The sequence below is a fragment of the Sphaerisporangium album genome (assembly GCF_003323745.1).
In the GTDB taxonomy this organism is placed as follows: Bacteria; Actinomycetota; Actinomycetes; order Streptosporangiales; family Streptosporangiaceae; genus Sphaerisporangium; species Sphaerisporangium album.
The window spans coordinates 137882-164334 of record NZ_QOIL01000005.1; the positions used below are offsets into that span (position 1 = coordinate 137882).

Annotated in this window: 22 protein-coding genes, 1 tRNA gene and 2 pseudogenes; 16 read left to right on the forward strand and 9 right to left on the reverse strand. The window is 67.4% G+C overall.

Annotated elements, in window-relative coordinates:
- The first annotated feature begins 216 nt into the window (after positions 1-216).
- The 5 genes from DQ384_RS10645 to DQ384_RS10665 all read left to right on the forward strand — a co-directional run bounded on the left by DQ384_RS10645 (position 217) and on the right by DQ384_RS10665 (position 6098).
- Positions 217-1455 carry a GNAT family N-acetyltransferase gene (locus tag DQ384_RS10645; RefSeq protein ID WP_114028572.1) on the forward strand — a complete coding sequence of 413 codons (1239 nt, stop codon included), beginning with the start codon at positions 217-219 and terminating at the stop codon, positions 1453-1455.
- A 210-nt stretch (positions 1456-1665) separates the two neighbouring features.
- Positions 1666-2415, forward strand: coding sequence for an alpha/beta hydrolase family protein (locus tag DQ384_RS10650; RefSeq protein WP_114028573.1), 750 nt, complete (start codon positions 1666-1668; stop codon positions 2413-2415).
- Positions 2416-2590: 175 nt separating this feature from the next.
- The gene (locus DQ384_RS10655) at positions 2591-4093 is read left to right on the forward strand and encodes a benzoate-CoA ligase family protein (RefSeq protein WP_114028574.1); all 1503 of its coding nucleotides are present in this window, start codon (positions 2591-2593) and stop codon (positions 4091-4093) included.
- Positions 4090-4890 (forward strand): tryptophan 2,3-dioxygenase, encoded by an 801-nt coding sequence (locus DQ384_RS10660; protein WP_114028575.1) that lies wholly within the window; start codon positions 4090-4092, stop codon positions 4888-4890. Before DQ384_RS10655 ends, DQ384_RS10660 begins: the two co-directional genes overlap by 4 nt.
- A complete protein-coding gene (locus DQ384_RS10665; protein ID WP_114028576.1) occupies positions 4887-6098 on the forward strand; it encodes an aminotransferase class V-fold PLP-dependent enzyme in 1212 nt (403 codons plus the stop codon). The genes DQ384_RS10660 and DQ384_RS10665 overlap by 4 nt, the downstream gene beginning before the upstream one ends.
- Here DQ384_RS10665 and DQ384_RS10670 read toward each other — a convergent pair.
- From DQ384_RS10670 to DQ384_RS10680, 3 genes are all read right to left on the reverse strand, one after another.
- Positions 6082-6318, reverse strand: coding sequence for a hypothetical protein (locus DQ384_RS10670; protein ID WP_114028577.1), 237 nt, complete (start codon positions 6316-6318; stop codon positions 6082-6084). The genes DQ384_RS10665 and DQ384_RS10670 overlap by 17 nt on opposite strands.
- Positions 6319-6326: 8 nt before the next feature.
- Complete coding sequence (locus tag DQ384_RS10675) at positions 6327-6896, reverse strand: hypothetical protein (protein ID WP_114028578.1); 570 nt, start codon at positions 6894-6896, stop codon at positions 6327-6329.
- A 374-nt stretch (positions 6897-7270) separates the two neighbouring features.
- Positions 7271-8617 carry a nucleotide sugar dehydrogenase gene (locus tag DQ384_RS10680; protein ID WP_114028579.1) on the reverse strand — a complete coding sequence of 449 codons (1347 nt, stop codon included), beginning with the start codon at positions 8615-8617 and terminating at the stop codon, positions 7271-7273.
- Between the two features lie 202 nt (positions 8618-8819).
- Between DQ384_RS10680 and rfbH the strand changes: the two genes are divergently transcribed.
- Both rfbH and DQ384_RS10690 read left to right on the forward strand, forming a co-directional pair.
- Positions 8820-10124, forward strand: coding sequence for a lipopolysaccharide biosynthesis protein RfbH (gene rfbH, locus DQ384_RS10685; RefSeq protein ID WP_114028580.1), 1305 nt, complete (start codon positions 8820-8822; stop codon positions 10122-10124).
- Between the two features lie 135 nt (positions 10125-10259).
- Positions 10260-11294 (forward strand): glucose-1-phosphate thymidylyltransferase, encoded by a 1035-nt coding sequence (locus tag DQ384_RS10690; RefSeq protein WP_114028581.1) that lies wholly within the window; start codon positions 10260-10262, stop codon positions 11292-11294.
- A gap of 152 nt (positions 11295-11446) precedes the next feature.
- Here the strand turns inward: DQ384_RS10690 and DQ384_RS10695 are convergent, their stop codons facing one another.
- On the reverse strand, positions 11447-11857 hold the full coding sequence (locus DQ384_RS10695; protein WP_114028582.1) for an SgcJ/EcaC family oxidoreductase: 411 nt from the start codon (positions 11855-11857) through the stop codon (positions 11447-11449).
- Positions 11858-12117: 260 nt separating this feature from the next.
- Here DQ384_RS10695 and DQ384_RS10700 point away from each other — a divergent pair, with 260 nt between their 5' ends.
- Positions 12118-12393, forward strand: a complete 276-nt coding sequence (locus DQ384_RS10700; RefSeq protein ID WP_114028583.1) for a phosphopantetheine-binding protein — start codon at positions 12118-12120, stop codon at positions 12391-12393.
- A gap of 117 nt (positions 12394-12510) precedes the next feature.
- Positions 12511-13689: an acyl-CoA dehydrogenase family protein gene (locus DQ384_RS10705; protein ID WP_181871140.1), complete on the forward strand. Its 1179-nt coding sequence runs from the start codon at positions 12511-12513 to the stop codon at positions 13687-13689.
- Between the two features lie 75 nt (positions 13690-13764).
- Here the strand turns inward: DQ384_RS10705 and DQ384_RS10710 are convergent, their stop codons facing one another.
- A complete protein-coding gene (locus DQ384_RS10710; RefSeq protein WP_181871141.1) occupies positions 13765-14736 on the reverse strand; it encodes a prephenate dehydrogenase in 972 nt (323 codons plus the stop codon).
- A gap of 435 nt (positions 14737-15171) precedes the next feature.
- Here DQ384_RS10710 and DQ384_RS10715 point away from each other — a divergent pair, with 435 nt between their 5' ends.
- The gene (locus DQ384_RS10715; protein WP_114028586.1) at positions 15172-15483 is read left to right on the forward strand and encodes a hypothetical protein; all 312 of its coding nucleotides are present in this window, start codon (positions 15172-15174) and stop codon (positions 15481-15483) included.
- Between the two features lie 343 nt (positions 15484-15826).
- On the opposite strand, the gene DQ384_RS10720 is transcribed toward DQ384_RS10715, so the two are convergent.
- A complete protein-coding gene (locus DQ384_RS10720) occupies positions 15827-16261 on the reverse strand; it encodes an enediyne antibiotic chromoprotein (protein WP_181871142.1) in 435 nt (144 codons plus the stop codon).
- Between the two features lie 389 nt (positions 16262-16650).
- Positions 16651-17013: pseudogene (locus DQ384_RS42815) on the reverse strand (NUDIX hydrolase); the annotation flags it as partial.
- Positions 17014-17777: 764 nt separating this feature from the next.
- Here DQ384_RS42815 and DQ384_RS10730 point away from each other — a divergent pair.
- Entirely contained in the window at positions 17778-19076 is a 1299-nt protein-coding gene (locus DQ384_RS10730) for a helix-turn-helix domain-containing protein (RefSeq protein ID WP_114028589.1), read from the forward strand.
- Positions 19073-20950: a mucin-5B gene (locus tag DQ384_RS10735; RefSeq protein WP_147268732.1), complete on the forward strand. Its 1878-nt coding sequence runs from the start codon at positions 19073-19075 to the stop codon at positions 20948-20950. The genes DQ384_RS10730 and DQ384_RS10735 overlap by 4 nt, the downstream gene beginning before the upstream one ends.
- 129 nt (positions 20951-21079) lie before the next feature.
- On the opposite strand, the gene DQ384_RS44135 is transcribed toward DQ384_RS10735, so the two are convergent.
- Positions 21080-21703: an SSI family serine proteinase inhibitor gene (locus DQ384_RS44135; RefSeq protein ID WP_114028591.1), complete on the reverse strand. Its 624-nt coding sequence runs from the start codon at positions 21701-21703 to the stop codon at positions 21080-21082.
- A gap of 103 nt (positions 21704-21806) precedes the next feature.
- Between DQ384_RS44135 and DQ384_RS10745 the strand changes: the two genes are divergently transcribed.
- From DQ384_RS10745 to DQ384_RS10760, 4 genes and pseudogenes are all read left to right on the forward strand, one after another.
- The gene (locus DQ384_RS10745) at positions 21807-22868 is read left to right on the forward strand and encodes an ice-binding family protein (RefSeq protein ID WP_114028592.1); all 1062 of its coding nucleotides are present in this window, start codon (positions 21807-21809) and stop codon (positions 22866-22868) included.
- A gap of 242 nt (positions 22869-23110) precedes the next feature.
- Positions 23111-24331 (forward strand): annotated as a pseudogene (locus DQ384_RS10750) (IS3 family transposase).
- Between the two features lie 62 nt (positions 24332-24393).
- Positions 24394-24975 (forward strand): tyrosine-type recombinase/integrase, encoded by a 582-nt coding sequence (locus DQ384_RS10755; RefSeq protein WP_281274037.1) that lies wholly within the window; start codon positions 24394-24396, stop codon positions 24973-24975.
- Positions 24976-25055: 80 nt separating this feature from the next.
- Entirely contained in the window at positions 25056-26069 is a 1014-nt protein-coding gene (locus tag DQ384_RS10760) for a hypothetical protein (RefSeq protein ID WP_114028594.1), read from the forward strand.
- A 218-nt stretch (positions 26070-26287) separates the two neighbouring features.
- Here the strand turns inward: DQ384_RS10760 and DQ384_RS10765 are convergent.
- Positions 26288-26360: transfer RNA gene (locus DQ384_RS10765), tRNA-Arg, on the reverse strand.
- Between the last annotated feature and the right edge of the window lie 93 nt (positions 26361-26453).

Here is a 26453-nt window from a genome sequence, read left to right on the forward strand (position 1 = left end):
AGCACGACCACGCCCGGCAGATCGTCGCCGCCGGCGGCCACTCGGTCTCACCACATGAGAGCGCTTCGGCCCTGACTTCCCAGAAGCGCCCGGCGTTTTCAGAATCGCCGCGGATATTTTTTCGTGACCTGCGAACGGTGCGCAATTCAGGAGGTGAAGCACGGGAGACGGCCACGCGACCATACGAAGGGCATCGAAAATCCGGAGGCTTTGGTCATGGCTGTGGCTGTCCAGAACGACGAAGTGACGATCGAGGTTCCAACCCATGAGGATTGGGAGGACATTTATGCGATGTTCTCCGGGGGCATCAACATCGACGGCGACCCGCAGAGCCTCGAGGCAGAGCGCCCGCTCTTCGAGCCGAGCCGCTCGCTGATCGTACGCGCCGGCGGCCGCGTCGTCGGCACGCTCGGCGCGAACACCCGCCAGATCGCCGTCCCAGGCGCGGTAGTGCCCGCCGCGCACGGCTGCAGGGGCGCGGTGTCGGCCACCATGCGACGCCAGGGCATCCTCACGCGCCTGATGCGCAGGCATTTCGAGGACGCGCGGGCGCTCGGCGAGCCCATCACGCTCTGCTGGGCCAGCGAGGGCCGCATCTACCACCGCTTCGGCTATGGCCTGTCGGTGCGCAGGCTCGGGCTCAACGTCAACGCCCGCGAGGTCACCGTGCCGAAGGGCGAGGAGCCCGGCAGGATCGTCGAGGGGACGGTCGCCGACCTGCGCGACGCGCTGGTCAAGGTCTACGACCAGGTGTATGCCGACCGCCCCGGCTGGTCAGAGCGCACCGCCGCTCACTGGGACTACCGGCTGGCCGACACGATGGCGATGCGCCAGGGCGCCTCCGCGCTGCGCGTCGCGGTCCACGAGGGCGATGACGGCATCGACGGCTACGCCTTGTGGCGGGTCAGGAGCAACTGGACCGCCAACGGCCCCATCAGCGACGTCGTCGTGATCGAGCAGGTCTCGACCACCCCTGAGGCGTACCGTGCGCTGTGGCGATTCCTGCTGTCCGTCGACCTCACTCGCTCGGCCTCGACCTGGGCGGTCAGCGTCGACGAGCCGCTGTTCTACTGGGTCGGCGAGCCGCGCCAGCTCGACGCGCACCTGTGTGACGCGCTGTGGATCCGCGTCGTGGACGTGCCCAAGGCGCTGGCCGCCAGGAGGTACGCGACGCCGATCGACGTCGTGATCGAGGTCACCGACGACTTCATGCCGGAGAACTCGGGCACCTGGCGGCTGACCGGCTCGCCGGAGGCGGCCACCTGTACGCCCACCTCTGAGCAGCCCGAGCTGTGGTTCGACGTCCGCGCGCTGGGGGCGGCCTACATGGGAGGCACCTCGCTGTCGGCGCTGGTCGAGGTGGGCCTGGTCAAGGAGGTGCGGCACGGGGCGCTCGCCGCGGCCTCGACGGCGTTCAGATGGCACAAGTCGCCCTACGCCTTCGAACTCTTCTGACCACCGGTACCCAGAGCGTGAACCTGCACGCGCTGTACGGCAGGGGTTCATCGCACATTGGGGATCAATTCTGTGGAAGGAAGTTGACGGGATCCCGTTCGATCAGCTGATCGGACGGGATTTCGCGTTTCCGGTTCATGCCCGGCCACCAGCACCTTCCTGCCAGCGGCAGCCATGGGCGGCGGCCCCGGGCAGCCGTAGGCTCGCGCCATGCCTTACAACGAGCTGCTGTCACGCCACGTCAGAACGCCCGACCGTGTCATCCGCTACGGACCCCACCCCGAACAGGTCATCGACGTTCTGAAGGGAGGGGAACGCGGGGTCGTCATCCTCGTGCACGGCGGGTTCTGGCGAGCCGAGTACGACCGCCTCCACACGCGCCCCATGGCCGACGCCTTGGCCGCCGACGGCTACACCGTCTGCTCTCCGGAGTACCGCCGGATCGGACACGAAGGCGGCGGCTATCCCGGCACGTTCGACGACATCACCGCCGCCGTCGCCACGATCCTGGCCGAGGTGCCCGCCCGCGGCCCCGTCGTCATGGCCGGCCACTCGGCCGGTGGGCACCTCGCGCTCTGGCATGGCTGCTCGGGCGGGAAGATCAGCGGCGTCGTGGCCTTGGCTGCCCTGTCGGACGTGGGCCGGACGGCGGCCGACGGCCTCGGCGGGGGAGCGGGTATCGCGCTGGTCGGCGGCCGTACCGACCTGTTACGCCATGTCGACACCATGCGAATTCCGTGGCGGAACGAGGGCAGGCTGGTGCTGGTGCACGGCGCCAAGGACCGCGTCGTACCCGTGGAGATGAGCCGCCACTACGCCGCGCGAAATCCCGCCGCCAGGCTGGTCGAACTGCCTGACGTCGGCCACTTCAAACTCATCGACCCGCTCTCCCACGCCTGGCCCGTGGTCTCGGCCGCCATCGGCGAGCACGACATGCGCCCGGCACGCATCAGTCTTTAGGCACAGCGGGGTTCAAGGCCGCGGTCGGCATCTCGGCAGGCCCTCGCGCCCACCCCCAATCCCGCATTCGGCGATAAATTGGCACGAACCTGTCAGCGAGCCCCATCTTCCTGCCCGCTCCACACCTCCCTTCGCCACGGACCGCCAGGCACCGTGAGAAGCGAAGGAGGTGCCCATGAATTCCCTGAACATCGCGGCGCGGTTCCTCGACAGGAACGACGGCGACAGGACCGCGCTCATCACCCCATCGGGCCGGCTCAGCTACGCGGAGCTGCGGTCGCTGGCCGCCAGGACCGGCAACGCGCTGCGCGCCCTGGGGGTTCGCCGCGGCGACCGCGTGCTGATCTGTCTCAGCGACGGCCCGGAGTTCGTCGCCACGTGGTACGGCGCGCAACTCATCGGCGCGGTCACCGCCGAGATCTACACCTATCTCCAGCCCAAGGACTACCGCTACTTCCTCGACTACGCCGAGCCCCGTGTCGTCGTCACGGACGCCGCCGCGCTCGACGGGCTGCGCGCGGCTGGGGCGCGCGGCCTCCTGGTGGACGGCGTGGCGGAACACGAACTCCTGCCCGGCGAGCGCCACTTCGGCTCGATGGTGGGCGCGCAGGACGACCTGCTGGACCCGGTCCCTGTGGCGCCTGACGACGTGGCCCTGTGGAAGTTCACGACGGGCAGCACAGGCGCGCCACGTGCGTGCGTACTGCCCGCCAGGAGCCCGCACGTGAGCTTCGAGGGGTACGGCAGGGGAGTGCTCGGCCTGCGCCAGGACGACGTGGTGCTGCCGGTGCCGAAGCTGTTCTTCGGCTACGCGCGTGACCTTGCGGCGCTGTTCCCCTTCGGCGTGGGTGCGGCGGGGATCGTCTTTCCCGAGCGGAGCACGGCAGGGCGGATCTTCGAGCTGATCGCCGAGCACCGGCCCACGATCCTGGTCAACGTGCCCACCATGATGAGCGCCATGCTGGCCCACCCGGACGCGGCACGCCAGGACCTCAGCTGCGTGCGCGTGTGCGTCTCGGCGGGCGAGGCTCTTCCGCTCGAGCTGCACCGCAGGTGGCTGGAGACCTTCGGCGTCGAGGTGGCCGACGGGCTGGGCTCCTCCGAGGCGTACCACATCTATCTGTCCAACCGCCCGGGCGGCAGCCGTGCCGGCACCCTCGGCACCGCGGTGCCCGGCTACCGTCTGCGGGTCGTGGACGAGCATGGCGGGCCGGTGCTGGATGGGGAGGTGGGCCGCCTGGAGATCACGGGTGAGACGGTGGCGCTGGAGTATTGGCAGGACCCGGTCAAGTCGGCGGCCACGTTCGTGGCCCCGCAGACCGTGCGCTCGGGCGACCTGGTGAGCAGGGACGCCGACGGTTTCTTTGTCTATCACGGCCGCGTTGACGACCTGCTGAAGGTGGGTGGCGTGTGGGTGGCGCCCGCCGAGATCGAGAACTGCCTGCGCGGCCATCCGGCGGTGGCCGACTGCGCGGTGGTGGGCTACCGCGCGGATGGGCTGGTCCTGCCCCGTGCCTACGTGGTGGCCGGAGCACCACTGACGGCGCAGGAGGTGAAGGACTACGTGCGGGCGCGGCTGGCGCCGCACAAGTATCCGAGGGATGTGATGTTCGTGGACGCGTTGCCGCAGACCGCCTCCGGAAAGGTGGACAGGCGAGTCCTGGAGGCGGCGGTATGAACGGCGCCGCGCTGGCTCAGGAAACACGCCTGACCTACGCCTCCTACCTCGAGCTCGGCCTGTTGCTCGACATCCAGCGGCCGCGCTCGCGCGCGCACGACGAGACGATGTTCATCATCGTGCACCAGGTCTACGAACTGTGGTTCAAGCTGCTGCTACACGAGCTGACCTACCTGCAGGAGCGCCTCGAGGCCGGCGACAGCGACTCCGCGCTGCACACGCTGCGTCGTTGCGTGGCCGTGCTTCAGGTGGCCGTCGACCAGTTGGACGTCATCGACACGCTGACGCCCGCGCAGTTCGCCGGTTTCCGCGACAGCCTGGGCTCCGCGAGCGGCGCGCAGTCCGCGCAGTTCCGCGAGCTGGAGGCAGTGCTGGGAGCGCGTGACCGCATCGTGCTCGAGAACTACGAGGAGGGCTGCGCCGAACGGCTGCGCATCGAGGCCGCCATGAACAGGCCGTCCGTGCTCGACTCGTTCCTCTGCTACGTGTCGCTGCAGGGCTACCCCGTTCCCGCCGAGGTGCTGCGCAGGAATCCCGCCCTGCCCTTCGAGGCCACCCAGCCGGTGCGTGAGGTGCTCGCGCGGGTCAACCACGACGACCTGGTGCCTGCCCAGGTCGCGGAGGGCCTGCTCGACCTGGACCGGCTGCTGCAGGAATGGCGCCACCGGCACATCAAGATAGTGCAGCGCATGATCGGGGCCAGTCGCGGCACCGGCGGCACCTCCGGCGCCGACCACCTGCGCGCCACCTGCGCCACCCCGGCCTTCCCCGTGTTGTGGGAGGTGCGTGGCGCATGACGGGCGACCTGGCCGCGTATCTCGCGCCGCACTACACGATGTTCCGCGTCTCAGAACGCCTGCTGCTCACCGGCCATTCGCACCAGGCCTGGCCAGACGTCGCGCTCGACGGTCAGCTGGAGGCGTTCCATGACGCCGCGCTCGGCGTGGACGCCAAGTGGGGTCGGGCCATGGACAAGGCGGAGGAGGTGCGGGCAGGCTTCCGGCGCGTGCTCGACGACCCCGCCGCCGATCTGGCCCTGGGCTCCAGCACCCACGAGCTGGTGATCCGCTTCCTGTCCTCGCTGCCGCTCGGCGACCGGCCCAGGCTGGTGACCTCCGACGGCGAGTTCCACACGCTCCGCCGCCAGCTCGACCGGCTGGCGGAGGAAGGGCTGGAGGTGGTGCGCGTGCCCGCGGAGCCTGCCGGCTCCCTGTCCGCACGGCTGGCGGAGGCGGTCGACGACAGGACCGCCGCCGTGCTGGTCTCCGCGGTGATGTACGAGACCGCCGCGATCGTGCCGGAGCTCGAAGCGCTGGCGGACGCGTGTGACCGCAGGGGCGCGCAGCTGCTCGTCGACGCCTACCACGCGCTCGGCGTCGTCCCCTTCTCCGCCGCGGCGATCCCCTCCGCGTGGGTCGTCGGCGGCGGGTACAAGTACCTCCAGCTCGGCGAGGGAAACTGCTTCCTGCGGGTCCCGCCGCACGCCGCGCGGTTCCGCCCGGTGATCACCGGCTGGTTCGCCGAGTTCGCCGACCTGGCCGCGGAGACGGGGCCGGACGCGGTGGCCTATCCGCCGGGTGCGCAGGCCTTCTCCGGGGCCACCTACGACCCGACCAGCCACTACCGCGCGGCACGCGTGTTCGGCTTCTTCGCCGAGCACGGCCTGACGCCCGACCTGCTGCGCCTGGTCTCCCAGCGCCAGCTCGCCAGGCTGTGCGCGCGTTTCGACGCCATGGACACCGGCGGACTGATCAGCAGGGACACCGGCACGCCGCTGGCGGGCGTCGCGGGTTTCCTCGCGCTTCGATCACCGCACGCGGCGCGGCTGCGTGATGGGCTGACCGCGCGGGGCGTGCTTGCCGACAGCCGCGGCCACATGCTGCGGCTCGGCCCCGCGCCGTACCTGTCGGACGATCAGCTCGACGCCGCGATGGACGCGCTGGAGGCCGAGCTGGCCGCCATGCGCGCGAACCGGCCCATCCCCCGGATCAGCGGTGCAGCCTGAGCGGGGCCACCTTCTCCAGATCGGCGGCCGCGTAGTCGCGGCCCGCCGAGGCCGCGCTGAGCGACTCCACGGCCAGACTGTGGTCGGGGCTGCCGCCCGGGTCGCGGAAGCCCGTGCCGATCGCGTACGCGTTGTACTCGTCCAGCAGCTTCTGCGCCTCGGCGGCCGCCTCGGTGAAGCGCGCCACCGGATCGGCGCCGCGCGCCGGCACGTCTTCCATGGCGCGCGTCATGACGTCGCTCGGCGAAGGCCCGGAAGGTGTCGGCCCAGTCGGGGATCTTGCCGGTGTACAGGTAGTGGCCGCGGGCGTGCAGCCGCCGCCACCACTCCGCCCAGGCGAGCATCTCGTCCGAGGCCAGGTAGGCGATGCCGGCCCGACCTGCCGTAGCCGTTGTCCACCAGGAGCCCGCCCTGTGCCGCCGGCGCCTGCTGGAAGATCCCGTGGTTGGCCCAGGTGATGGGGTAGGCGGGGGCGTTGCGGCAGCCGGCGGTCTGCTCGCGGACGGAGTCCACTTCGGCCCACGGCTGCGGCGGCTCCGGCACGCCGGCGGCCCGCAGCATGCCCTTGTCGGCCAACAGCAGGCTGGTCGCGCCGCCGGACGGCATCGACGTGAGGTCGCCGTCGCAGGGGTAGTACTCGCGGAAGGCCGGGAGGAGGTCGTCGATCACCACCGGCTCGCCGAGGATCTCCTGACGATCGCCGATCGCCTGCTGGAGCGAGGTGAACACCGGCGTCCCGTCGGGCCCGACGAGGTCGCGGGCGGCCTGGCCTATGGAGAAGTGGTACTCGGCCACCATGGGCGGCTGCCTGCTGGCCGCCGCCCGTGCGACCTGGAGGGGAAGGTCCAGAAGTCCTTGCCCTGGATGTTCACCTCGTAGTCGGGGTGGGCCTGTTCGAAGTCCCTGCCCTGCTCCCGCCACCGGTCCGTCCGGCCGGAGAGGGGCAGGTCCGGCACCCAGACATCGAGAACGATCTTTTTCTCATGTGAGCCCGGACCTCCCCACACCGTGTACTCGCGCTACCGCGCCACGGACGGCGGCTCGGCGGGGTGGCCGCGCGGCAGCGGCAGTGCCGTCGGGCTGTAGGCGCCGGCCTCCACCTCGTCTACCAGCTCGCTTGCGCGCGGAATATCCGTGATGATCTCTACGGATCTATTCTGGATCGCTGTCTCTCAACGCCCGACGCCCAGGTAGGCATAGCCCAGGCGACGCAACTCGGCGATCTTCTCCTTGCTGTAATAGGCCCGCCCGTCCAGCACCAGGCACGAGTCCGCCACCGGCAGCGCGGCGAAGTCGATGGACGCGAACTCCTCGTGCAGGGCCATGACGGCGACGCAGTCGGCGCCGTGGACGGCCTCCTCCAGGGTCTCGGCCGGGGTGATGCCGAACAGTGCCTCGGCCTGGAAGGGATCCACCAGCGGGTCGTGCAGCCGCACCGTGGCCCCGGCCTTCTCCAAGGCTGTGACGACGCCCTCGACCGGGGTGGCGCGCAGGTCGCCGGTGTTGTTCTTGAACGCCGCCCCCAGCACCGCGACCGTGCACCGCGCCGGGTCCTTGCCCTGGCGCGCCAGCGCGTCGATGATCAGCTGGGCGGTGTGCTCGGGCATGCCGAGATTGACCTTGCGGCCGATCGCGGGCGTGAACAGCTCCACGCCGCGCTCGCGGGCCGAGCGCCACACCATCCACGGGTCCTTGACCAGACAAGAGCCACCGACGCCCACGCTGGGCAGCAGGATGTTCACCTTGCCGTTGCCCTTGCTGATCGTGTTGGCGGCCCCGATCACGTCGAGGACGTCCACGTCGAACGCGGCACAGAACTTGGCCAGTTCGTTGGCCAGCGCGATGTTGAGGTCGATCCACCAGTTGTCGGCCAGTTTGATGATCTCCGCGGCCTCGGGAGAGTCCACCTTGATCACCTCCACGCCGAGTGCCTGCCGCCAGAACAGTGCCGCGTCCTGCGTGCTGTCGGCGTCCATGCCGCCGACCACGATGGGCAGCGACCGCAGCTCGCGCAGCGCCGTCCCCTCGGCGAACCGCTCCGGTGTGAAGGCCAGGCCGAAGTCCGCGCCGCAGACGAGTCCGCCGCGCTCCAGCAGCGGACGTACGAAGTCGCGCGTCGTGCCCGGCGGCACGGTGCTCTTGACCAGTACGAGCTGCCCGGCGCGCAGGTGGCGGCTAAGCTCCCCGCAGGCCTGGGCGAGCTGGGTCTCCACCACGGAACCGTCGCTCCTGATCGGGGTGCCGACCGCGAGCAGCACGACGTCGGCTGCCTGGATCTGGGAGTAGTCAGTGGTCAGCCGGAGCCGCCCGTCCACGATGCCGGCCTGGAGCAGGGGCGCCAGCCCGTCCTCCTGATAGCGGCAGTGGCCCTCCGTCAGCTCTTCGATCAGTTGAGCGTTCGTGTCGACCCCCGTCACGTCCCAGCCGCGCTCCGCGATGACGGCCGCGTAACAGGAGCCCACATAGCCTAGGCCGATGACCGCGACTTTTGGGCGCTTATTTTCCTGCAGGCATCGCATAAATGCTCCCCAACGACGTGCGTCCACAACCTGGTCGATTCCCTGGTTGCCAGCACAGCGCAGTTCCCGGCGGGCCGCATCTTTCGCGTTGCGCGGCAGGGCCGCATCTTTCGCCGTGCGCGGCCGGGCCGCAATACAGGAGATGCATCTGAAACGGCGGTGCCCGATCCTGTGGAGTGGTGCATCGACGAAGGGGCCGGAGATGAATGTACACAAGGCGTTGATCCTCGACGAGGTGCGCAAGTACCATGACGACGTCGCGCCCACCGGCGAGTTCGAGCCGGGCGTCACCGAGATCTGGCCGACCGGGGCGGTGCATGACGTCGAGGACCGGCTGGCACTGGTCGAGGCGGCTCTCGAACTACGCGTCGCGGGCGGGACCAGGGCCAGGAAATTCGAGTCGGTCTTCGCCCGCAAGATGAAGCGGCGCAAGGCGCTGCTCACGAACTCGGGCTCGTCGGCCAACCTGCTCGCCCTTTCGGCGCTGACGTCGCACCGCCTCGAGGACGCCCGGCTGCGGCCGGGGGACGAGGTGGTCACGGTGGCGGCGGCCTTCCCGACGACGGTGAACCCGATCCTGCAGAACGGCCTGGTGCCGGTCTTCGTGGACGTGGAGCTCGGCACCTACAACCCCACTGTGGACATGGTCGCTCAGGCGATCGGGCCGAAGACCAAGGCCATCATGATCGCCCACACGGTCGGCAACCCGTTCCCGGTGGCCGAGATGGCCGAGCTGGCGGCCGAGCACGAGCTGTTCCTCATCGAGGACAGCTGCGACGCCGTCGGGTCCACCTATGACGGCGAGCCGGTCGGCACCTTCGGTGACCTCACCACCGTGAGCTTCTACCCTGCCCACCACATGACAATGGGCGAGGGCGGCTGCGTGCTGACCTCGAACCTGCTGCTGGCACGCATCGTCGAGTCGCTGCGCGACTGGGGCCGGGACTGCTGGTGCGAGCCAGGGGAGAGCAACACCTGCCTCAAGCGCTTCAGCTACCAGATGGGCACGCTGCCGCACGGCTACGACCACAAGTACATCTACTCGCACGTCGGCTACAACCTCAAGATCACAGAGCTGCAGGCGGCGCTCGGCCTCAGTCAGCTCGACAAGCTCGACGGCTTCTGCGCCGCCCGGCGGCACAACTGGCGCCGGCTGCGCGAAGGGCTCGACGGCGTGCCCCACCTGCTCCTCCCCGAGGCCACCCCGCGCAGCGACCCGAGCTGGTACGGCTTCGTCGTCACGGTGGATCCGCAGGCGCCGTTCAGCTCCAAGGAACTGGTGGAATTCCTGGAAGACAGGAAGATCGGCACCCGCCGGCTGTTCGGGGGCAACCTGCTTCGGCACCCTGCGTACGCCGACCAGAATCACCGGGTCGTCGGCGAGCTGACCAACACCGACATCATCACCACCCAGACGTTCCACATCGGCGTTTATCCGGGCCTGTCCGACCAGATGATCGACTACGTCGTGGCGTCCTTCAAGGAATTCGTCGGCGCTCGCGGCTGATCCCGTCCCGACAGCCGGGCCGCAAGGCCCGGCGACCGTTGTGAGATTGGAGCGTTCCGGGTCGCCGCGGGAAATTCCCGGCCTTCACGGCAAAAACCGAGAAGGCGTTCTCCCCATGGGCCGGACAATCGAATTATGAAGGCACTGGTATTGTCCGGCGGGTCCGGCACCCGGCTGCGGCCCTTTAGCTATTCGATGCCGAAACAGCTCATCCCCATCGCCAACCGGCCGGTGCTCGAGCACGTGCTGATGAACATCCGCGACCTGGGCGTGACCGAGATCGGCGTCATCGTCGGGTCCTGGGCGGCGGAGATAGCCGCGGTGATCGGGGACGGCTCGTCGCTGGGGGTGCGCGTCACGTACATCCAGCAGGGCGCTCCCTTGGGGCTGGCGCACGCCGTGCGGCTCGCGCGCGGGTTCCTGGGCGAGGATGACTTCGTGATGTACCTCGGCGACATCATGTTGCCCGACGGGGTCGCCGAGATCGCCGCGGACTTCCGCGCCAGGCGGCCGGCCGCGCACGTGGTGGCGCAGCGGGTGCCGGATCCGCGGGCGTTCGGCGTCGTGGAGCTCGGGGTGGACGGGGCCGTTCGGCGGCTGGTCGAGAAGCCCCGGTGGCCGCGCAGCGATCTCGCCATGGTGGGCGTTTACTTCTTCACCGCCGCCGTCCACGAGGCCGTGGCCGCCATCGCGCCGAGCCGGCGCGGCGAGCTGGAGATCACCGACGCCGTCCAGTGGCTGGTCTCCCGCGGGCGGCCGGTCAGGGCCACCGAGTACCGGGGGTTCTGGAAGGACACCGGCAGGCCCGACGACGTGCTCGAATGCAACCGGCGGCTGCTCGGCGAGCTCGGCGGCCGGGTCGAACTCGGCCCCATGACACGCCTCGTGCGGTCGCGGATCGACGGGCCCGTGATCGTCGGTGCGAACACGCTGATCGAGGACTGCATCATCGGGCCCAACGTGTCCATCGGGCGCGACTGCGTGCTGCGCGGGACGCGGCTGAGCGACTCCATCGTGCTGGACGGGGCGTCGATCCTGGAAGTTCCCGGAATGTCTGGCTCGATCGTCGGGCGCTCGGCCGTCATCGAGCCGGCCGGCTCGGAGGCGGCTCGTTACCGGCTGCTGGTCGGTGACAACACGCGAGTGGAGATCGCGCCCGCGGCCCGGTAGCCGGCCTGGCCGGCACGCCACGGCGAACCGGCGTGCCGGCAGGACGACGCCGCGCGCTTCGCTGCGGCGGCGGACAGGCGCCTGAAACGCGACAACCGACCGGCGGCGGCCGGTCGGTTGTCGCGTCGAGGCTTAGGACGTCGGGTGCCGTCTCACGCTCCGATGGGCGTGTTCTGGTAGGCGGTGACGAGCCACTGGCCGTCCTGCTTCGCCAGCACCCACGTGGCGCGAATGGCCCGCTCCGGCGAGACCTCGGTCTCCTCGCCCGTGAGCACCCCGCCCTTGGTGGTCAGCACCGCGGCCTCCGGCCCCAGGAACTTGGCCGAAAGCGGCTCGCCGAACACCCGCGTGCCCTTGTAAGGGCCGGAGTAGGCGGCGTCCATGAACGCGCGGATGCTCTCGCGGCCCGTGACATAGATATCACCGGGCAGGATCATGGTGGCGTCCTCGGTGAATATGCTGGCGAATGCTTCGCCGTCGTTCTTCGCCCAGGCGGCGATCATGCGCCGCGGCACCTCGCGAACGGCCGTCGTGTCGTCGACGGTGGTCGATGTAGCGCTCATTTACCCGTCCTCTACTCTACGAGATCTTCGGTGGCCAGGCGCGGCCGCCTCCAATCGTGACCCTCCGCGACCTTAACTCCGTCCGGACTATGGGTTTTCTCCTGTCGTGCCTAATCGGTCGCCTTATTTCCAGCATTTTCAAAGATGTACGAGGACTCGCGACTTGTGACGATATATCAGCAAGAACCGGTATTCAGGGCGGGTATCCGTTCGCGGGTCGACACGCCTTTGATTGGGATTTCGGGAATGGAGGACACCGGATGACTGACAATCGGGCAAACGAGCTGAGTTTCTCCCTGATCGAGGAGAAGGTCGGAGAGATCTGGCGGAACGTGCTCGATGTGCCGGACGAGATGGCTGATGCCACGTTCTTCGATCTGGAGGGCGAGTCGATCTCCGCGATCCGCATCGTCTCGCGTATCGAGGACGAGCTGGGCGTCGAGATCGAGGTGGGCGACCTCTTCGAGGAGGACCCCAACCTCGGAGCGCTGGTGCTCAGGGTCGCCGCCGCGGCGAAGGTCTCGTCCCTCGCCTGAACGCGTCCGCGCGACGCGAGCCTGTTCGACCGCTGGGATGCCGGACACGCGGCCTCAGCGTCCCGTCCGAGGGACCACGAGAGCGTCCCATACCAGAAACACTAGGAGGAAACAGTGGTGACGACCGAGGTTCCGGCACGGGAGGAACTCGTGCGACGGGTGTCCGCCCTCGCGCCGGCCCTGCAGTCAAAGGCGGCCTGGGCTGAGCAGAACCGGCGCCTCCATGAGGAGTCGATCGAGGCCCTGGCCGACGCAGGCGTCTTCAAGATGAGGGTCCCCGCGCGCTTCGGCGGTTACGAGTGCGACACGCGCACCCTCGTCGCCGTGGGCGCCGAGCTGGGTCAGGCCGACGGCTCCACAGGGTGGACGGCGTCGGTCTACTGGATCCCCACGTGGATGGTGTGCCTGTTCCCCGACGACGTCCAGGCGGAGGTGTTCTCGACGCCGGACGTACGGGTGTGCGGGACGCTCAGTCCCAGCGCGATGGCCGCCCCGGTCAAGGGCGGCGTCGTGGTCAACGGCAAGTGGGGATTCGTCAGCGGCGCCTGGCACAGCCACTGGCAGGAGATCGTGGCCATCCAGGTGGGGCCCGACCAGGAGCCCATGCCGATCATGGCGCTGGTCCCCATGTCCGACCTGCAGATCATCGACGACTGGCACACGACCGGGCTCCAGGGCACCGGCAGCGTCAGCACCGTCGCCCAGGACGTGTTCGTACCGGCCGAGCGGATCATCCCGCTGCCCGCGGTGCTCCAGGAGCAGTACGCCTCTCGCCTGAACGCGGACATCCCGATCTACCGGGCCCCGCTGCTGCCCGTCGCCTCCGCCTCCTCGGTCGGTACCTTCCTGGGCCTGGCCCAGGCGGCCAAGACGGCGTTCCTGGACCGCCTGCCCGGCCGCAAGATCACGTACACCGGGTACGACCAGCAGAGCGAGGCGCCCATCACCCACCTGCAGGTCGCCGCGGCCGTGCTCAAGATCGACCAGGCGCAGTTCCACGCCGAGCGGCTGGCCGGGACCGTGGACGGCAAGAGCGAGCGCGGCGAGCAGTGGACGCTGGAGGAGCGGGCCAGGGTCCGCGCCGACATGGGTGCGGTGTGCGCGCTGACCAAGGAGGCCGTGGACATCCTCGCCACCGCGAGCGGCGGCTCCTCCCTCTACTCCGACGTGCCGATCCAGCGCATCCTGCGCGACGTGCAGAGCGCCAACCTGCACGCGCTCATGCACCCCAACACCAACGCCGAGCTCTACGGCAGGGTCCTCTGCGGCCTTCCGCCCAACACCCTCTACATCTGACGAACACCCTCCACTCCATCCGCCTTCCGCCGGCTGGAGGTGCCCCGCGGCCGTCGGCCGCGGGGCACTGGCGTGTCAGGCCGTCTCCATGCTTCCCGTCGGCACTCTCTCCTGGAGCAGTTGGTGCTCCTTGCCGTCCGTCCCGTAGGCGTCGACGATGAGCTCCCGGCCGAGGTTCCCCCGTATCAGCAGATCGGCCACCACACCCCAGCTCGTGCTCCCATCCGGTTCCCTCAGCGCCGCCGCGACCGCGGTCAGATCGTCCACCACCTCCTCCAGCATGTCCGCGACGGCGCCGGCGTTGTGATCGAGGATGTCGATCCACTGCTCCGGAGGGCTCCCGGCGACCCGGGTCACGTCGTACAACCCCCTGCCGACGAGGGACAGCGCGTCCGGTCCCGCACCCGCGTACGCGAATCTGGCGGCGAGCGCCGCCGACAACACCAGCGGCGCGTGCGACACCGCCGCGGCGGCCCTGTCGTGCGTGTACGGCGAGAGCAGCGCCACCTGCGCCCCGCAGGCCGTCACCAGCTCCATCACGGTCCGCACCGCGTACAGCGCCGTGGCCGGACCCGGGCACAACGCCCACTTCCGGCCGGCGAACAGGTCCGCGACGGCGGCGCCCGGACCCGATATCTCGCGCCCCGCCATCGGGTGCCCGGGAACGTACGTCCTCAGATCGCAGCCGGCGAGCTCGGCGCTCGACAGGATCCGCGCCTTGGTGCTGGCCACGTCCGTGTACACGGCGCCCAGCCCCCGGCCCTGTGCGTCACGCAACACCTCGGCCACGGTGGACGGCGGGGTCGCGATGACCACCACGTCCGCCGGTGGCTCGTCCGCGTCCAGCTCGACACCCGCCTCCATGCGCACGGCCTCCACCAGCGAACGCGGGTCCTGGTCGGCCAGCGTCACGCGGGCTCCGTCGGCCCGTAGCGCGAGTGCCACGGAGGTGCCGATCAAACCGCATCCGATCACGGTGACGTGGCGGATCGCGGGTGCGGACCGGGTGGTCCGGTTGGTCGTGGACGTCAAGATGGCCATGGCCATGGTGATCGGTCCTTCCTCAGTTCCTGGCGCGGTCCTCACAGCCATGGTGCGCCGCACCCGGCCCGAAAAGGGAGAAGAGGCCCGTCCGCTTACTGCCGATCGCCAACACGTTCCTGCCAAGCCGCAAAACGCGACAGCCGCTCCTCCACGAGGGAGAAGCGGCTGCCTGCGCCGGCCGTCCAGAGGAGCTCGGAAGGGCTCATGACCAGGGGGCGACGGGACACCAAGGGATGATCTCCCGCCTGGCGAGCAGTCCGACGTCCCAGTAGAGGAACGTGAAGACCCCCGCGACGATGAGCGCCGCCGAGCACCGCGGCGCCCGAGAAGAAGACCCGCCCCACCAGGACCGCCGACTCGAAGCCAACCGCTAGCGCGAGCGGGATCTACTGGCTTGTCAGGAAGAATGTCAACCGGCTGCGCGTCTACCTGGCCGACGTGCGCCCGGCGATCCGCGACCACCGCCGCGACCCGCGCGACGACCTCATTTCGCACCTGATCTCCCGGGGCTGCACGGCCGCCGAGATTCTCGGCGAGTGCCTCGGCGGCGGCGCCGCGAGCGCTGCGGCGTTGTCTTTCGGCGGCGGCCCGCACCGGTGTCCCGGAGCGGGCATCGCGATCCTGGAGACCGACGTCCTCCCCAGCCGCCTCTTCGCCATCGATGGCGTCCGGACGGCGCCGCCCCGCGTGACCTTCAACAACGACATCGGCGGGTACGAGATCCGCGGGCTGCGGATCAGCCTGGCATGACGGACGCGGCGTCCACAGGCCCACCTGCCCTTACCAGGGCACTGCCCATGAAGAAAAGCGGCCGGCGCCGCTCGGGGCGAAACCGAGCAGTGCCGGCCCTGGCACCGATCACCCGTTCGGTTCCCCCGGTCAGCGTGAGCGGCTGGCCCGCCGTGGCATCGGACGGTGCCGTCAGTGTGAGCGTGGGTGCCGGGAGAGTCATGTGCGGCATCGACCTTCGGCTCATTCCGCAAAGCGAGCGAGACGTTTACATTCTCGCGTGGCAGGTGACACCGAAAGGCCACTTCCCGAACCCGGGAAGTGGCCTTTGAGCTGCGGTGGATCCTATGAACGTGAACTCAGATCAGACGAAGGAAATCTGCTTGCTGCCGAGGAAGACGGTCTGGTTTCCAGCGCTGACGTAGCAGGCCGTCGTGGCACAGTTCACCGCGCCTACTACGGCGCCCTCCGGGGTCACACCTTGGAAGCTCTTGCGGACGATGAACGGCGAGCTGATCGAACCACTGGCATTCGCGGTGACCGTCTTGGCCGTCTCCTGGTTACACGCCAGCTGGTCGTTGACGGTCGCGCACTGGACCACGCTGAACTGCTCGCTCGCTCCCGCGCCGCTGATCGCCACCGTGACGGTGCTACCGTCCGACAGGCCCGTGGACGGCGTCACGGAGAAGCTGGGAGCCGCGGCGGCGAAGGCGGAAGGCTGTGCCGCGAGGGTCAGGCCACCAGCCACGACCGCAGTGGCAATACCGAGCTTGGCGATAAGGCCGGTCTTCTTCTGCATGCTCGCTCCTTTGCTCTGGCGATTGACTCGCTCTGACACTGATGAGTCTGGATCATGCGGATCGGCCGAATCAGAGAAACGGATGACAGCAAACTGACTCATGATTTCCACTTCCTGTCAACCGTCGAGTTGTCTCGCCGGTCCGGAGTAGGAACGCGCGCCCTCAGGCGCCGCGCCGATTCTCGACCTGGCTCAACGCGGGTTCCAGCGACGCGCCTCCGGACGCGCTTGCGGACAGCATGTGGGGGAGGGGGACCGGATCGCGCTGGGTGGCCGTCCGGCCTGGGACGGCGCGAACTCACCGTCGTGTGCCGGCGCCTCGCAGGGCCGGTATCCGTACTCGCATCGCGTGCGGCCACGGTTGGCCCCGGCGACGTACGGGATGAGCGTCACGGGCGTCGCCTCGCGGTCGCGGCCGGCTCGTCGTACCGGCGGTAGGGCGTGGTGGTTTCGCCGGCGACCACCAAGCCCTCGGTGCGCAGCACGGTCACCCCGTCGAGCCGCGTCTCCAGGGATTCGTCGCTTGGCGTCGGCTCCCCGTCGACCGCTCGGCCGGTAAGCACGATGGAAAATTTCTGACGGGCTTCACCGTCGCTGGTGTAGAGGATGACGTGCTTGGGGTCGGTGTACGTTCCGACAAGGCCGGTGATCACAGACCTGACCCCAGTCTCTTCCAGAGTCTCGCGGATCGCCGCCTCGGGCAGAGACTCGCCGAGGTCTATCGCACCACCGGGGACGGCCCAGTTACCCGACTACCGAGAAGACGGCAACGACTTCTACGCCCGCCACGCCCAGCACCTGGCCGTCCGTCATCAAAAGACCCTGGAACGCCATTACCGATCCTCCTCACAATTAAGGATCGGGCGTGCGGCGTGGCTTTAGGGCTGGCTGAAGGCTTTCGCCTGCTTGATGGACGGGCCCACCCTCTGTGTCAAGATGATCACTGCGTCATCCACTCCGGCGGTTCAGTTGAGGTCGCCTTGCGCCACGTCTCCGCGACCTCCGAAGGGTTCTGCTGATAGAGGTTGCGAAAGAGCATTATTGCCGCGCGGAGTAGATCGGGGAGATCCCGCTCTACAGCGGTCTAAAGGCCTTCCCACAACTAATGCAAGGCCCTCCTCAAGTTGTTCTGATTCATTTGGCAACTGGCCATTGACAACGCAGCTGGTGGCCAAGTCCACCGAGTGGACCTCAGGGTTGGCACGAGCAAGCGTGCGCCTGACGTCCTTCGAACGCCGCCTGCCGGTGACCGGGCTCGCGCTCGACGTGCGGCTGGGGTCTGTCTCCCCTTGCGGCAAGCGGCGTAACCCGTTGCCGCGGTGCCCATCACCGTGGCCGCGACCGTCGACGGCCCACGCCGGTGTCGAGATGAACCGTCGATTCGACATACTCGAATGCCCGGTGAGGAATCCGTCGATCAGCGAGGAAGTCCACGAATCGAAACCCTTGACAAGGTGTCTCGCATTTATCAAGGCTGTGATCAGGTACCAAATCGAAGAGGATTCGAGTTATTCGAATGGTGACGACAGGAATGCCAACGACGAGGAAGTCGTCGAGTACGACCAAGGCGTTCGAGCTGCTGGAGACGGTGGCGTCCGCAGGCACAGCGGGTGCGAGCCTGTACGATCTGGCAGCCGCGTCCCATGTGGCGGTCAGCACGGCCCACCGCTACGCCGCATCCCTGCTTGAGCTCGGCCTCTTGGAGAAGGACGGCGGCGGCCGGTACCGGCTCGTCGACATCACGATGACCAAGAAGGACACGATCGGCCACCCCGACCGGCTCAGCCGATTCGCGTACGGGGCCACGCAGATCGAAGCCGAGGTCCCTTACACGGTGTTCAAGGACAGCCCCTCTGTGGACATGTCCGTGGCGCTGCACAACCCGACGAACACGGCGAAGAGCTACGGGTACTGGACCTGCACCACGCTTGCACCGGGCGAGGAGTCGACCTGGGGTTCGCCGACGATGGACATCGTCACGAATGTCGACACCATCCGGTACGACTCGGCCTACCGCTGGATGGCCGACGTCGAGCAGCCGGCTCACCCGCAGACGCCGACCGACCGGTATCTCGTGCTCGACAAGATCAAGAAGATGAGCGAGTGGCGTAGCGACGGCATCGCCTACGGTCAGGATCTGGCCACCACCCCGCAGAACAACTTCTGGGGCGTGGTGAACCACGAGAACCCTGAAGGCGTCGTCCGCGTCGGGGACAACACCATCACGCCCGGCATGAAGTTCTGGGAGTGGGGACAGAACGGCTCCTTCGGCACGAACATATTCCGGCGCGGGTCGTCCGAACGGCCATACATCGAGCTCTGGGCGGGTACGTCCGACAGGTTCTTCTCCTCGGCGGTCCTCCAGCCGCACCAGATGGGCTCGTGGACGGAGTCCTTGGCGCCGGCGCTTGGGCTCGCCGACGTCACCAACGCCACCCGACGGCGCCGCGCACGTCGGGTTCGCCCACGACGACGAAGGTGTGTCGGTCACGGCCAACGTGTTCACAATCCTCATCGGCCAGGACGTGTCGGCCGCCCTGGTCGACGACTCGACCGGAAGCACGCTGACGAGTGCGACTCACGGGTGACGCGTACGTCTCGCACGAACTCTCGGCACCTGTCGAGTCCGGTGCGACCGCGACGCTCGTGCTCACCGATGGTGACGGGAAGGAGTTACTGCGCGCGAGCGCGACCGACGAGTGAACCGAACCAGTGCACATCGGCACCCGTGACGGGGGCCGCGCCTCACGCGCGGCCCCGAGGCCCGGAGCGGCACGAACGGACGCCTTGCTCAACGAAGAAGGAAGCGCAATGAGAGCAACAACTCGCAATCGCGGACGTCGCTCGGCCGTGGCGGCCCTGAGCGTGGTCACCCTGGGGGCATCTCTGGTCCTCGCCGCGACGCCGGTCGCCGCGGGCGGGCCCAGCGCCTCGATCATCTTAGGCGAGGTCAACGAGGAGAACGGTCTCCGCCAGATCGAGCAGGGTGACGGCACGACCGCACCCGTGACGGTTGGCGGGCTGAGCGCACGCGCGACCGTGCAGACCTCGGCACCGGCGGAACACATGTATTTCCAGGTTGACGACGCGATCGCCTTCGATGGCGCGTTCGTCGCGTGCCTGCAGGTCGAGTACTTCGACGAGGGCGGGGCCACATTCCGCGTCCAGTACGACTCGACCAGCAGCGCGTACGGCTCGACGGGTTCGGTGAACCGCACCGGGTCGAACACGTGGAAGACGGCGGGCTTCGAGCTGATGGACGCCCGGTTCGCCAACCGCGAGAACGGCGGCGCCGACTTCCGCGTCGAGGCGGGCACGGCCGGGGTGACCTTGCACAGCGTGAAGTTGACGATCATCCAGAACGACGACGGCGTGACCCCGCCGTGCGCGGCCGCCTCGCCTGAGCCGGAACCCGTCACCCCGGACTGGCAGCTCAAGTATGTCGAGCAGTTCGGGAAGCCGATCCGCACTGAGGCCAGCCCGTGGGTGCTCGACAACTACAGCGAGCCGGTCGACGACTTCAACGACGACAACGGCGACCTCTACCGCCTTCAGCTCGGTCCCGAGTTCGACGCGGCGATGGCGACCATGCGGACCTACCGGCAGGAGACCAAGTTCGGCCGGGACGGCTGGCTCACGGCGTCCCTCTCCGCGCGCGAGAGCGGCGGGCGGGTCGACGACAGCTACACCGACCCTGCCGAACGTCCGTCGATCGTGACGGAGTCGCTGAAGAACGCGGGCTCCGTCGCCAAGATCACCGTGCCCAACCACACAGGTGGCGCGATCATCCGCAACACCGAGCCGCTGCCGAAGTACTACCGCATCGAGTACGACCTCAAGACGCTCGACTTCGGCGGCTTGCGTAACGGCTCGCTGTTCTACGACGGCAAGTACAACGGGTACGCCCTCGGGGAGTGCAAGACGTTCTACCCCTGGGTCGGCGACCCGAACGACATCGAACCGGCCGACCCCTGCGCCACACACTCCGTGCGGGAGGACAGCAACGAGGCGTACAACGCGTTCCACTTCATGTCGATCCTGGACTTCCCGGCGATGCCCCGGAACCTGGCGATGTACCACTGGCACCGCAAGGTGCTAATGGACCAGTTCAGCCCGGCCCCGTCCCGGAACACGAACGGCTACGACGTCTGCAACTCGCGGACCGGTGAGAAGTACCCCTGGGACGAGAGCAACCGCACCACGGTGAACATGCTCTACTTCACGGGTTCGCTCGGCCAGTCGCAGACGTTCGTGACGAGCTGCGACCGTCGGCCGGTTTCCGGCGTGCAGAAGTCGGCCGTGGAGCTGCAGCCCGAGCTGATGCCCAAGCAGGACTACACGTTCGCCATCGAGCGCACCGAGGCGGGTTACACGCTCGAGGTCAGCGGCAACTTCAAGAACGTCGGCAAACAGACCTACCGGTTCACCCGGGGCTTCATCGACGACGACGCCGGCGTGGTCGGGGCGAACGTCCCGATCTTCCACTACAACGTGGACGCCGAGGAGTACGACGGCCAGTTCAACACGTCGCACACCGCGCGGGGCGCATTTGGCTCCAAGACGTGGGACAACCAGTGGCCGGCCGGCTCGGCCTACCCCGACTACTTCGTCATCGGTGAGCCGTACACGAACGTCGGTGAGGGCCAGGCCCGCATCGATAACATCCGGCTGTACGTGCCGAAGAAGTAGGCACGGGAAGGTTACGGTCGAACTGACGCAGCCGCGCCCCTGGGACCTCAGACAGCACCAGGGGCGCGGCCTGCGCTCCGAATTCACGCGATCCTTCATTTCGAGGTCTTCGATTAGTTCGAATCATCGTCAACCAAAGTTGCGTTGACAGTCTGACCAAAGAGCGGCCCCCTTGTTGGTGAAGGTCCGCAACGACAAGACGAAGTGATCGTCCCAGACGCCCACCGACGACACCGTCACCGGTTGGTACTCCCTCGTACACACTATGAGCACCGGAGGTTTGATCTTTTGCAGATCACCGGATACCGGTCGCAGAAGCGCACACGCCTCCTGCGTTCGCGGGTGTGTTCCCCCTCCACGCGGTGAACACTGCAAAACCACAGACCGCGATGGCGGCACCAGAACCGGACCTTGACCGACCACCAGTACCAACGCCCTGGCCTGTGGCGTCGGCACGTCCGACGTAGCAGCAGAGCCACTTGGCGGCGGCTCAGTGCTGAACCGGCATTCGCGGCCGGCAAACCGAATCCGGCTGCCGCAACAGAGCCCGCAACCAGACAGGCCACTCGCACTAAAAAACGTCCCACCTGCATCCCCCCGATCGTGCGATGTCCAACTGCCCCAAGCTTGACGCGCAGCGACCTCCAGGAAAAGCAGCAACACCGCGCGCAATTCTTTGCAGCTCTTAAAGATCGTTTTGGCTTCGCCTCGGGCAGATCCGTGATCGCGCGGCCTCAAAGATCGGTCGTGCACGGTCGCGCGCCGGTTGACCGGAGGGCCGGCCGGACTGACGAGAACTTCGTCGAGCCTCCAGCCGGCGGCGCACCTCGATGTCGGCGTTCATGAAAGGAAGCCCATGGCGACAAGAGGTCTCACAAGCGTCATCCGCAGGCTCACCTCACCATCCCGGCTGGTACGCGCCCTGGCTCTGGCCTGTGCGACCAGTGTCCTGATCGGTGTGGCCGGGTCCGCCAGCGCGAGCGCGGCCACGCCGCCGCCCGTACCACTGGGTGCTGCCGCCAACTTCACGGTTCTCGCCGGGTCGACGGTCACCAATACCGGCCCCACCACGATCAATGGCGATCTCGGGCTGAGTCCGGGTACCTCGGTGACCGGCTTTCCTCCTGGGCATGTCAGCGGAGCCGCACACGTGGCCGACGCTGTCGCGTTGCAGGCCAAGAACGACCTTGCCACCGCATACGATGACGCCGCAGCACGCGCGACCACCGCCACCGTCCCGGTGGAACTCGGCGACACCACCAAGACACCCGGCGTGTACGACTCTCCTGCGGGCACTTTTGGGATCACCGGAACGCTGACCCTCGACGCCCAGGGCGACCCGAACGCCGTATTCATCTTCAAAGCCGCATCCACGCTGATCACGGCGTCGGCGAGCAGTGTGAACCTCGTCAACGGTGCCCAGGCTTGCAACGTGTTCTGGTTGGTCGGGAGCTCCGCGACGCTCGGAACCAATTCCACCCTGCGAGGGAACATCATGGCGCAGGCCTCGATCACCGTCACGACGGGCGTAATCGTGGACGGCCGGGTGCTGGCACGCAGCGCCGCAGTCACACTGGACACCGACACGATCACCCGCCCGAGCTGTGGCGAATCAGCCACCAGCACCACCACTACGCTGACATCTTCGGCAAATCCCATGCCAGTGGGCCAACGCGTCAGTTTCATCGCCACAGTGAAAGCCACCACTGGTACGGCCATCCCAACGGGCCAGGTGGTGTTCACCGACGGCCAGACGGTCATCCTCGGAGCCGTCGCTCTCGACAGCACGGGGCACGCGGTACTGACCACCTCCGCGCTTCCCGCCGGGATCCATCGGATCAAAGCCGTCTATATCGGCACAACCGCGTTCGTCGGCAGCACTTCACCGAGAATCGTGGAGTACGTTCTACCTGGCTGACCACTGTCAGCCTCGATGAATCTGCAGTGATGGAGACCGCGAACGCCACCAACGCTGGGGCCGCCCGCACGCTCAGCCGCCTTACCCATCGGTGAACGTTGGTGGCCACCGCGCTAGACACGCACTAAAGGTGTGTCCCTTGGATCATGGATTTCGGGTGCGGAGCTAGATGAACCGCTCCGACTTTCTTGGAGACCCTGAAGCCAGCATGATCGTGCTGGCGGAAGGGAGAAACACACGCGATGCCAGCCCCCAGGAAGTACCCGCAGGAACTGCGCGAGCGCGCGGTGCGGATGGTCTTTGAGGTCCGCGAGCAGACCGGTAACGCACCGGGCGCCATCGCCCGGGTGGCGCAGCAGCTCGGCGTGCATCGCGAAGCGTTACGCGGCTGGATCCGGCAGGCAGAAGTCGATGAAGGGCAGCGGCCGGGCACCTCGACGACCGACGCGCAGCGGATCGCCGCGCTCGAGCGGGAAGTCCGTGAGCTGCGCCGGGCCAACGAGATCTTGAAGTCGGCGGCTGCTTTTTCGCCCGGGAACTCGACCCCCGGCCGCCCAGATAGTGGCCTTCATCGACGCTCACCGCGAGGAGTTCGGCGTCGAGCCGATCTGCCAGGCGCTCGATTTCGCGCCTGCGACGTACTACGCGGCCAGGAACCGGCCACCCTCGGCCCGCGAGCGGCGAGATGAGCAGCTGTCGGCCGAAATCGTCCAGCTGTGGAATGACAACTTCGAGGTGTACGGGGTGCGCAAGATGTGGAAGGCGCTCAACCGCCAGGGCGTGGCCGTGGCGCGCTGCACGGTTGCCCGGCTGATGCGCCGGCTCGGGTTGTCCGGCGCGGTTCGTGGTGATCACAAGCGCCGCACCACCATCGCCGAGCCGCTATGCCCGCGGCCGGCCGATCTGGTTGAGCGGGACTTCGCCGCATCGGCGCCGAACCGGCTGTGGGTGGCCGATCTGACCTACATCCACACCTGGGCCGATTCGTCTATGCCGCGTTCATCATCGATGTGTTCTCCCGGATGATCGTCGGTTGGCGGCTGACCGATCATCTGTGTACCGACCTGCCGCTGGACGCGCTGGAGATGGCGCTCTGGCGCCGCGGCGGCCAGGCCGACGCGCTGGACGGGCTGGTGCATCACTCCGACCGCGGCTGTCAGTACCTGTCCATTCGCTACACCGACCGGCTCGCCGACGCCGGTGCGGTCAGCTCGGTCGGCTCGCGCGGGGACAGCTATGACAATGCCCTGGCCGAGAGCACCATCGGGCTGTACAAGACCGAACTGATCCACCGCCGCGGCCCGTGGAAGGGCCTGGACGACGTCGAACTAGCCACCATGGAGTGGGTCGACTGGTACAACAACCGCCGCCTCCACAGCGCCTGCCAGGACCTTCCACCCACCGAATACGAAGCCCTCTACCGCGCAGAGATCAACCCAGCTACTCTCACCCCAGCCACGTAACTCGGTCTCCAACAAACCCGGCGCGGTTCATACCGACGATCGGCCGGACCCGTGGCAAGCGCCTGCATGGCATGTTCGCCTGCATGTACTACGCCGCTCTCCGTCCCGAGGAAGCAGCGGGCCTACGGCGCCAGAACTGCCAACTTCCGGAAGAAGGATGGGGCCTGCTCACCGTGGAGAAGGCGCGCCCACAGGCCAACAAGAGATGGACCAACTCGGGCGAGACCCACGATTCCCGGGGCCTGAAACACCGGGCCAAGGACGACACTCGCGAGATCCCCATCCCGCCCGTCCTGGTGGCCATCCTCCGGGCGCACATCCAGCGGTACGGCGTCGCCGATGACGCCCGACTGTTCCGCACCTCCAAAGGCAAGCCTTTCTCCTCCTCGGCCTACGCAGGCGTCTGGCAGCAGGCAAGGCGGCTGGCCTTCACACCGGAACAGATGGCATCGCCCCTGGCGGCCCGGCCGTACGATCTGCGGCATGCCGCAGTCTCGCTGTGGCTCAACGCCGGCGTGCCGGCAACCGAGGTTGCCGAACGAGCGGGCCATAGTGTCGACGTGCTCCTGAAGGTGTACGCCAAGTGCATGGAAGGTCAGCAAGATCGCGCTAACGGAAAAATTGATGAGGCCCTAAGCGAATGATCTAGCTACCCTGGACAGGCCCTGGTTCCTCGCAGGGCCAGTTCCGCCTTAGGGGCGATTGGGATACGCCGGAGGATGTTGTGGAGCTCCCCGAGCTGCCAGACGTGTCGCGTAATGAACTCATGGCAGTGCAGCTTGAGGAGGCTGGTCGCCTGATCGAGCGCGGTACCGCTGCCCATGCTCGCCTCGCGTTCATTCTGCTCGACAACGCTGCCGAACTCTTGATGGCCCGGAAGATCGAGCATGACTTGATGTTTAATCCGTTCTACGAGCGGATCCTTATGCGCTGGGATGAAATCCTTCAACACACGAATGATGCGGACGCGCGGGTAAGACGCGACGAGATTAAGGCGGCCATAATCCCCAAGGCCAAGGTCAAAGAGTTGCACCGCCTCTTTGATTCCAAGGTCGACTTTCTCGTCGAGAAAGATCACATTGCCATAGTCGAGGGGCGGGTGCTCAAGAAGCTCCACCGCTATCGCAATGAGTTGTATCATCGGGACCGCATCCGTGCTGCCACGGTCCGGTCAGTCAGCTTGCTGTACTTCGAGCTAGCCTGTTCGCTCGTTGAACGAGGTGATCACTGGCCTCTTGGAGAAGCAGTCAATAGGACCTCGCCTGAGCTCGATCGTTTCAACCCGTCCGGTAACAAAGCTTGGATGCCCACAGCCAGCATGATCGTCAGCCACCTTCGATCAGGCCTTGGCTTGGACCCGGCGGGGCTGAAGGACGTGCTCCTGATGCACCTCAGTAGCCGGTTGGATGAACTGGAAGCTGACGTAGCCTGGGCGAGCGAGATGCTTCCGGGCTTCTGGCCTGACGCAGTAATCCGTTTGGCCCAGGTCCACGAGGATGGGTTTCCCGACTCTCTTCAGCAACTGATCGATGCCAACTTGAAGTACGGTGCGCCAGACGTGCAGGGGTGGCGGCAAGCTGTCGAGGACATTAGGAGACATGACGATGTACTCGAACTTTTCACAGCGTTCGCTGATCTTGAAGATGAGTTCGAGCCGCTTGAGGTCCACGTAAGCGGGCTCGTTGCTCGTCTCGACGGGGAACTTCAAACGCAGATCGACCTTGCGCGAGGGAAGTAGGACGAACACCCTCGCGGGCTTCCCCTGGAAGCGGCTCTCGCCACATCCTGAACCTCTGTACGTTCTGCGCTGAGCTGGGAAAATAGCATCAAGATCGTATCGCACATGTATCGCGATCACTGACCTACGGCTGCACACCGTGGCTCACGGCTGCTCTTGATCGACTAGTGGCGATCAAGGAAAGCCCTGGTCAGAGGGCAAATGGCTGGTCAGAGGTGTGCCCCCGGCAGGATTCGAACCTGCGGCACCCGCTTTAGGAGAGCGGTGCTCTATCCCCTGAGCTACGGAGGCGGGGTCTGGTGTAAGGGTACCGAAAGCGGAGGGGGTTGTGTGCGAGGACGGGCTTGGCTTTGGGGGGCGTATCCCATGTGTGTGCTGAGCTGG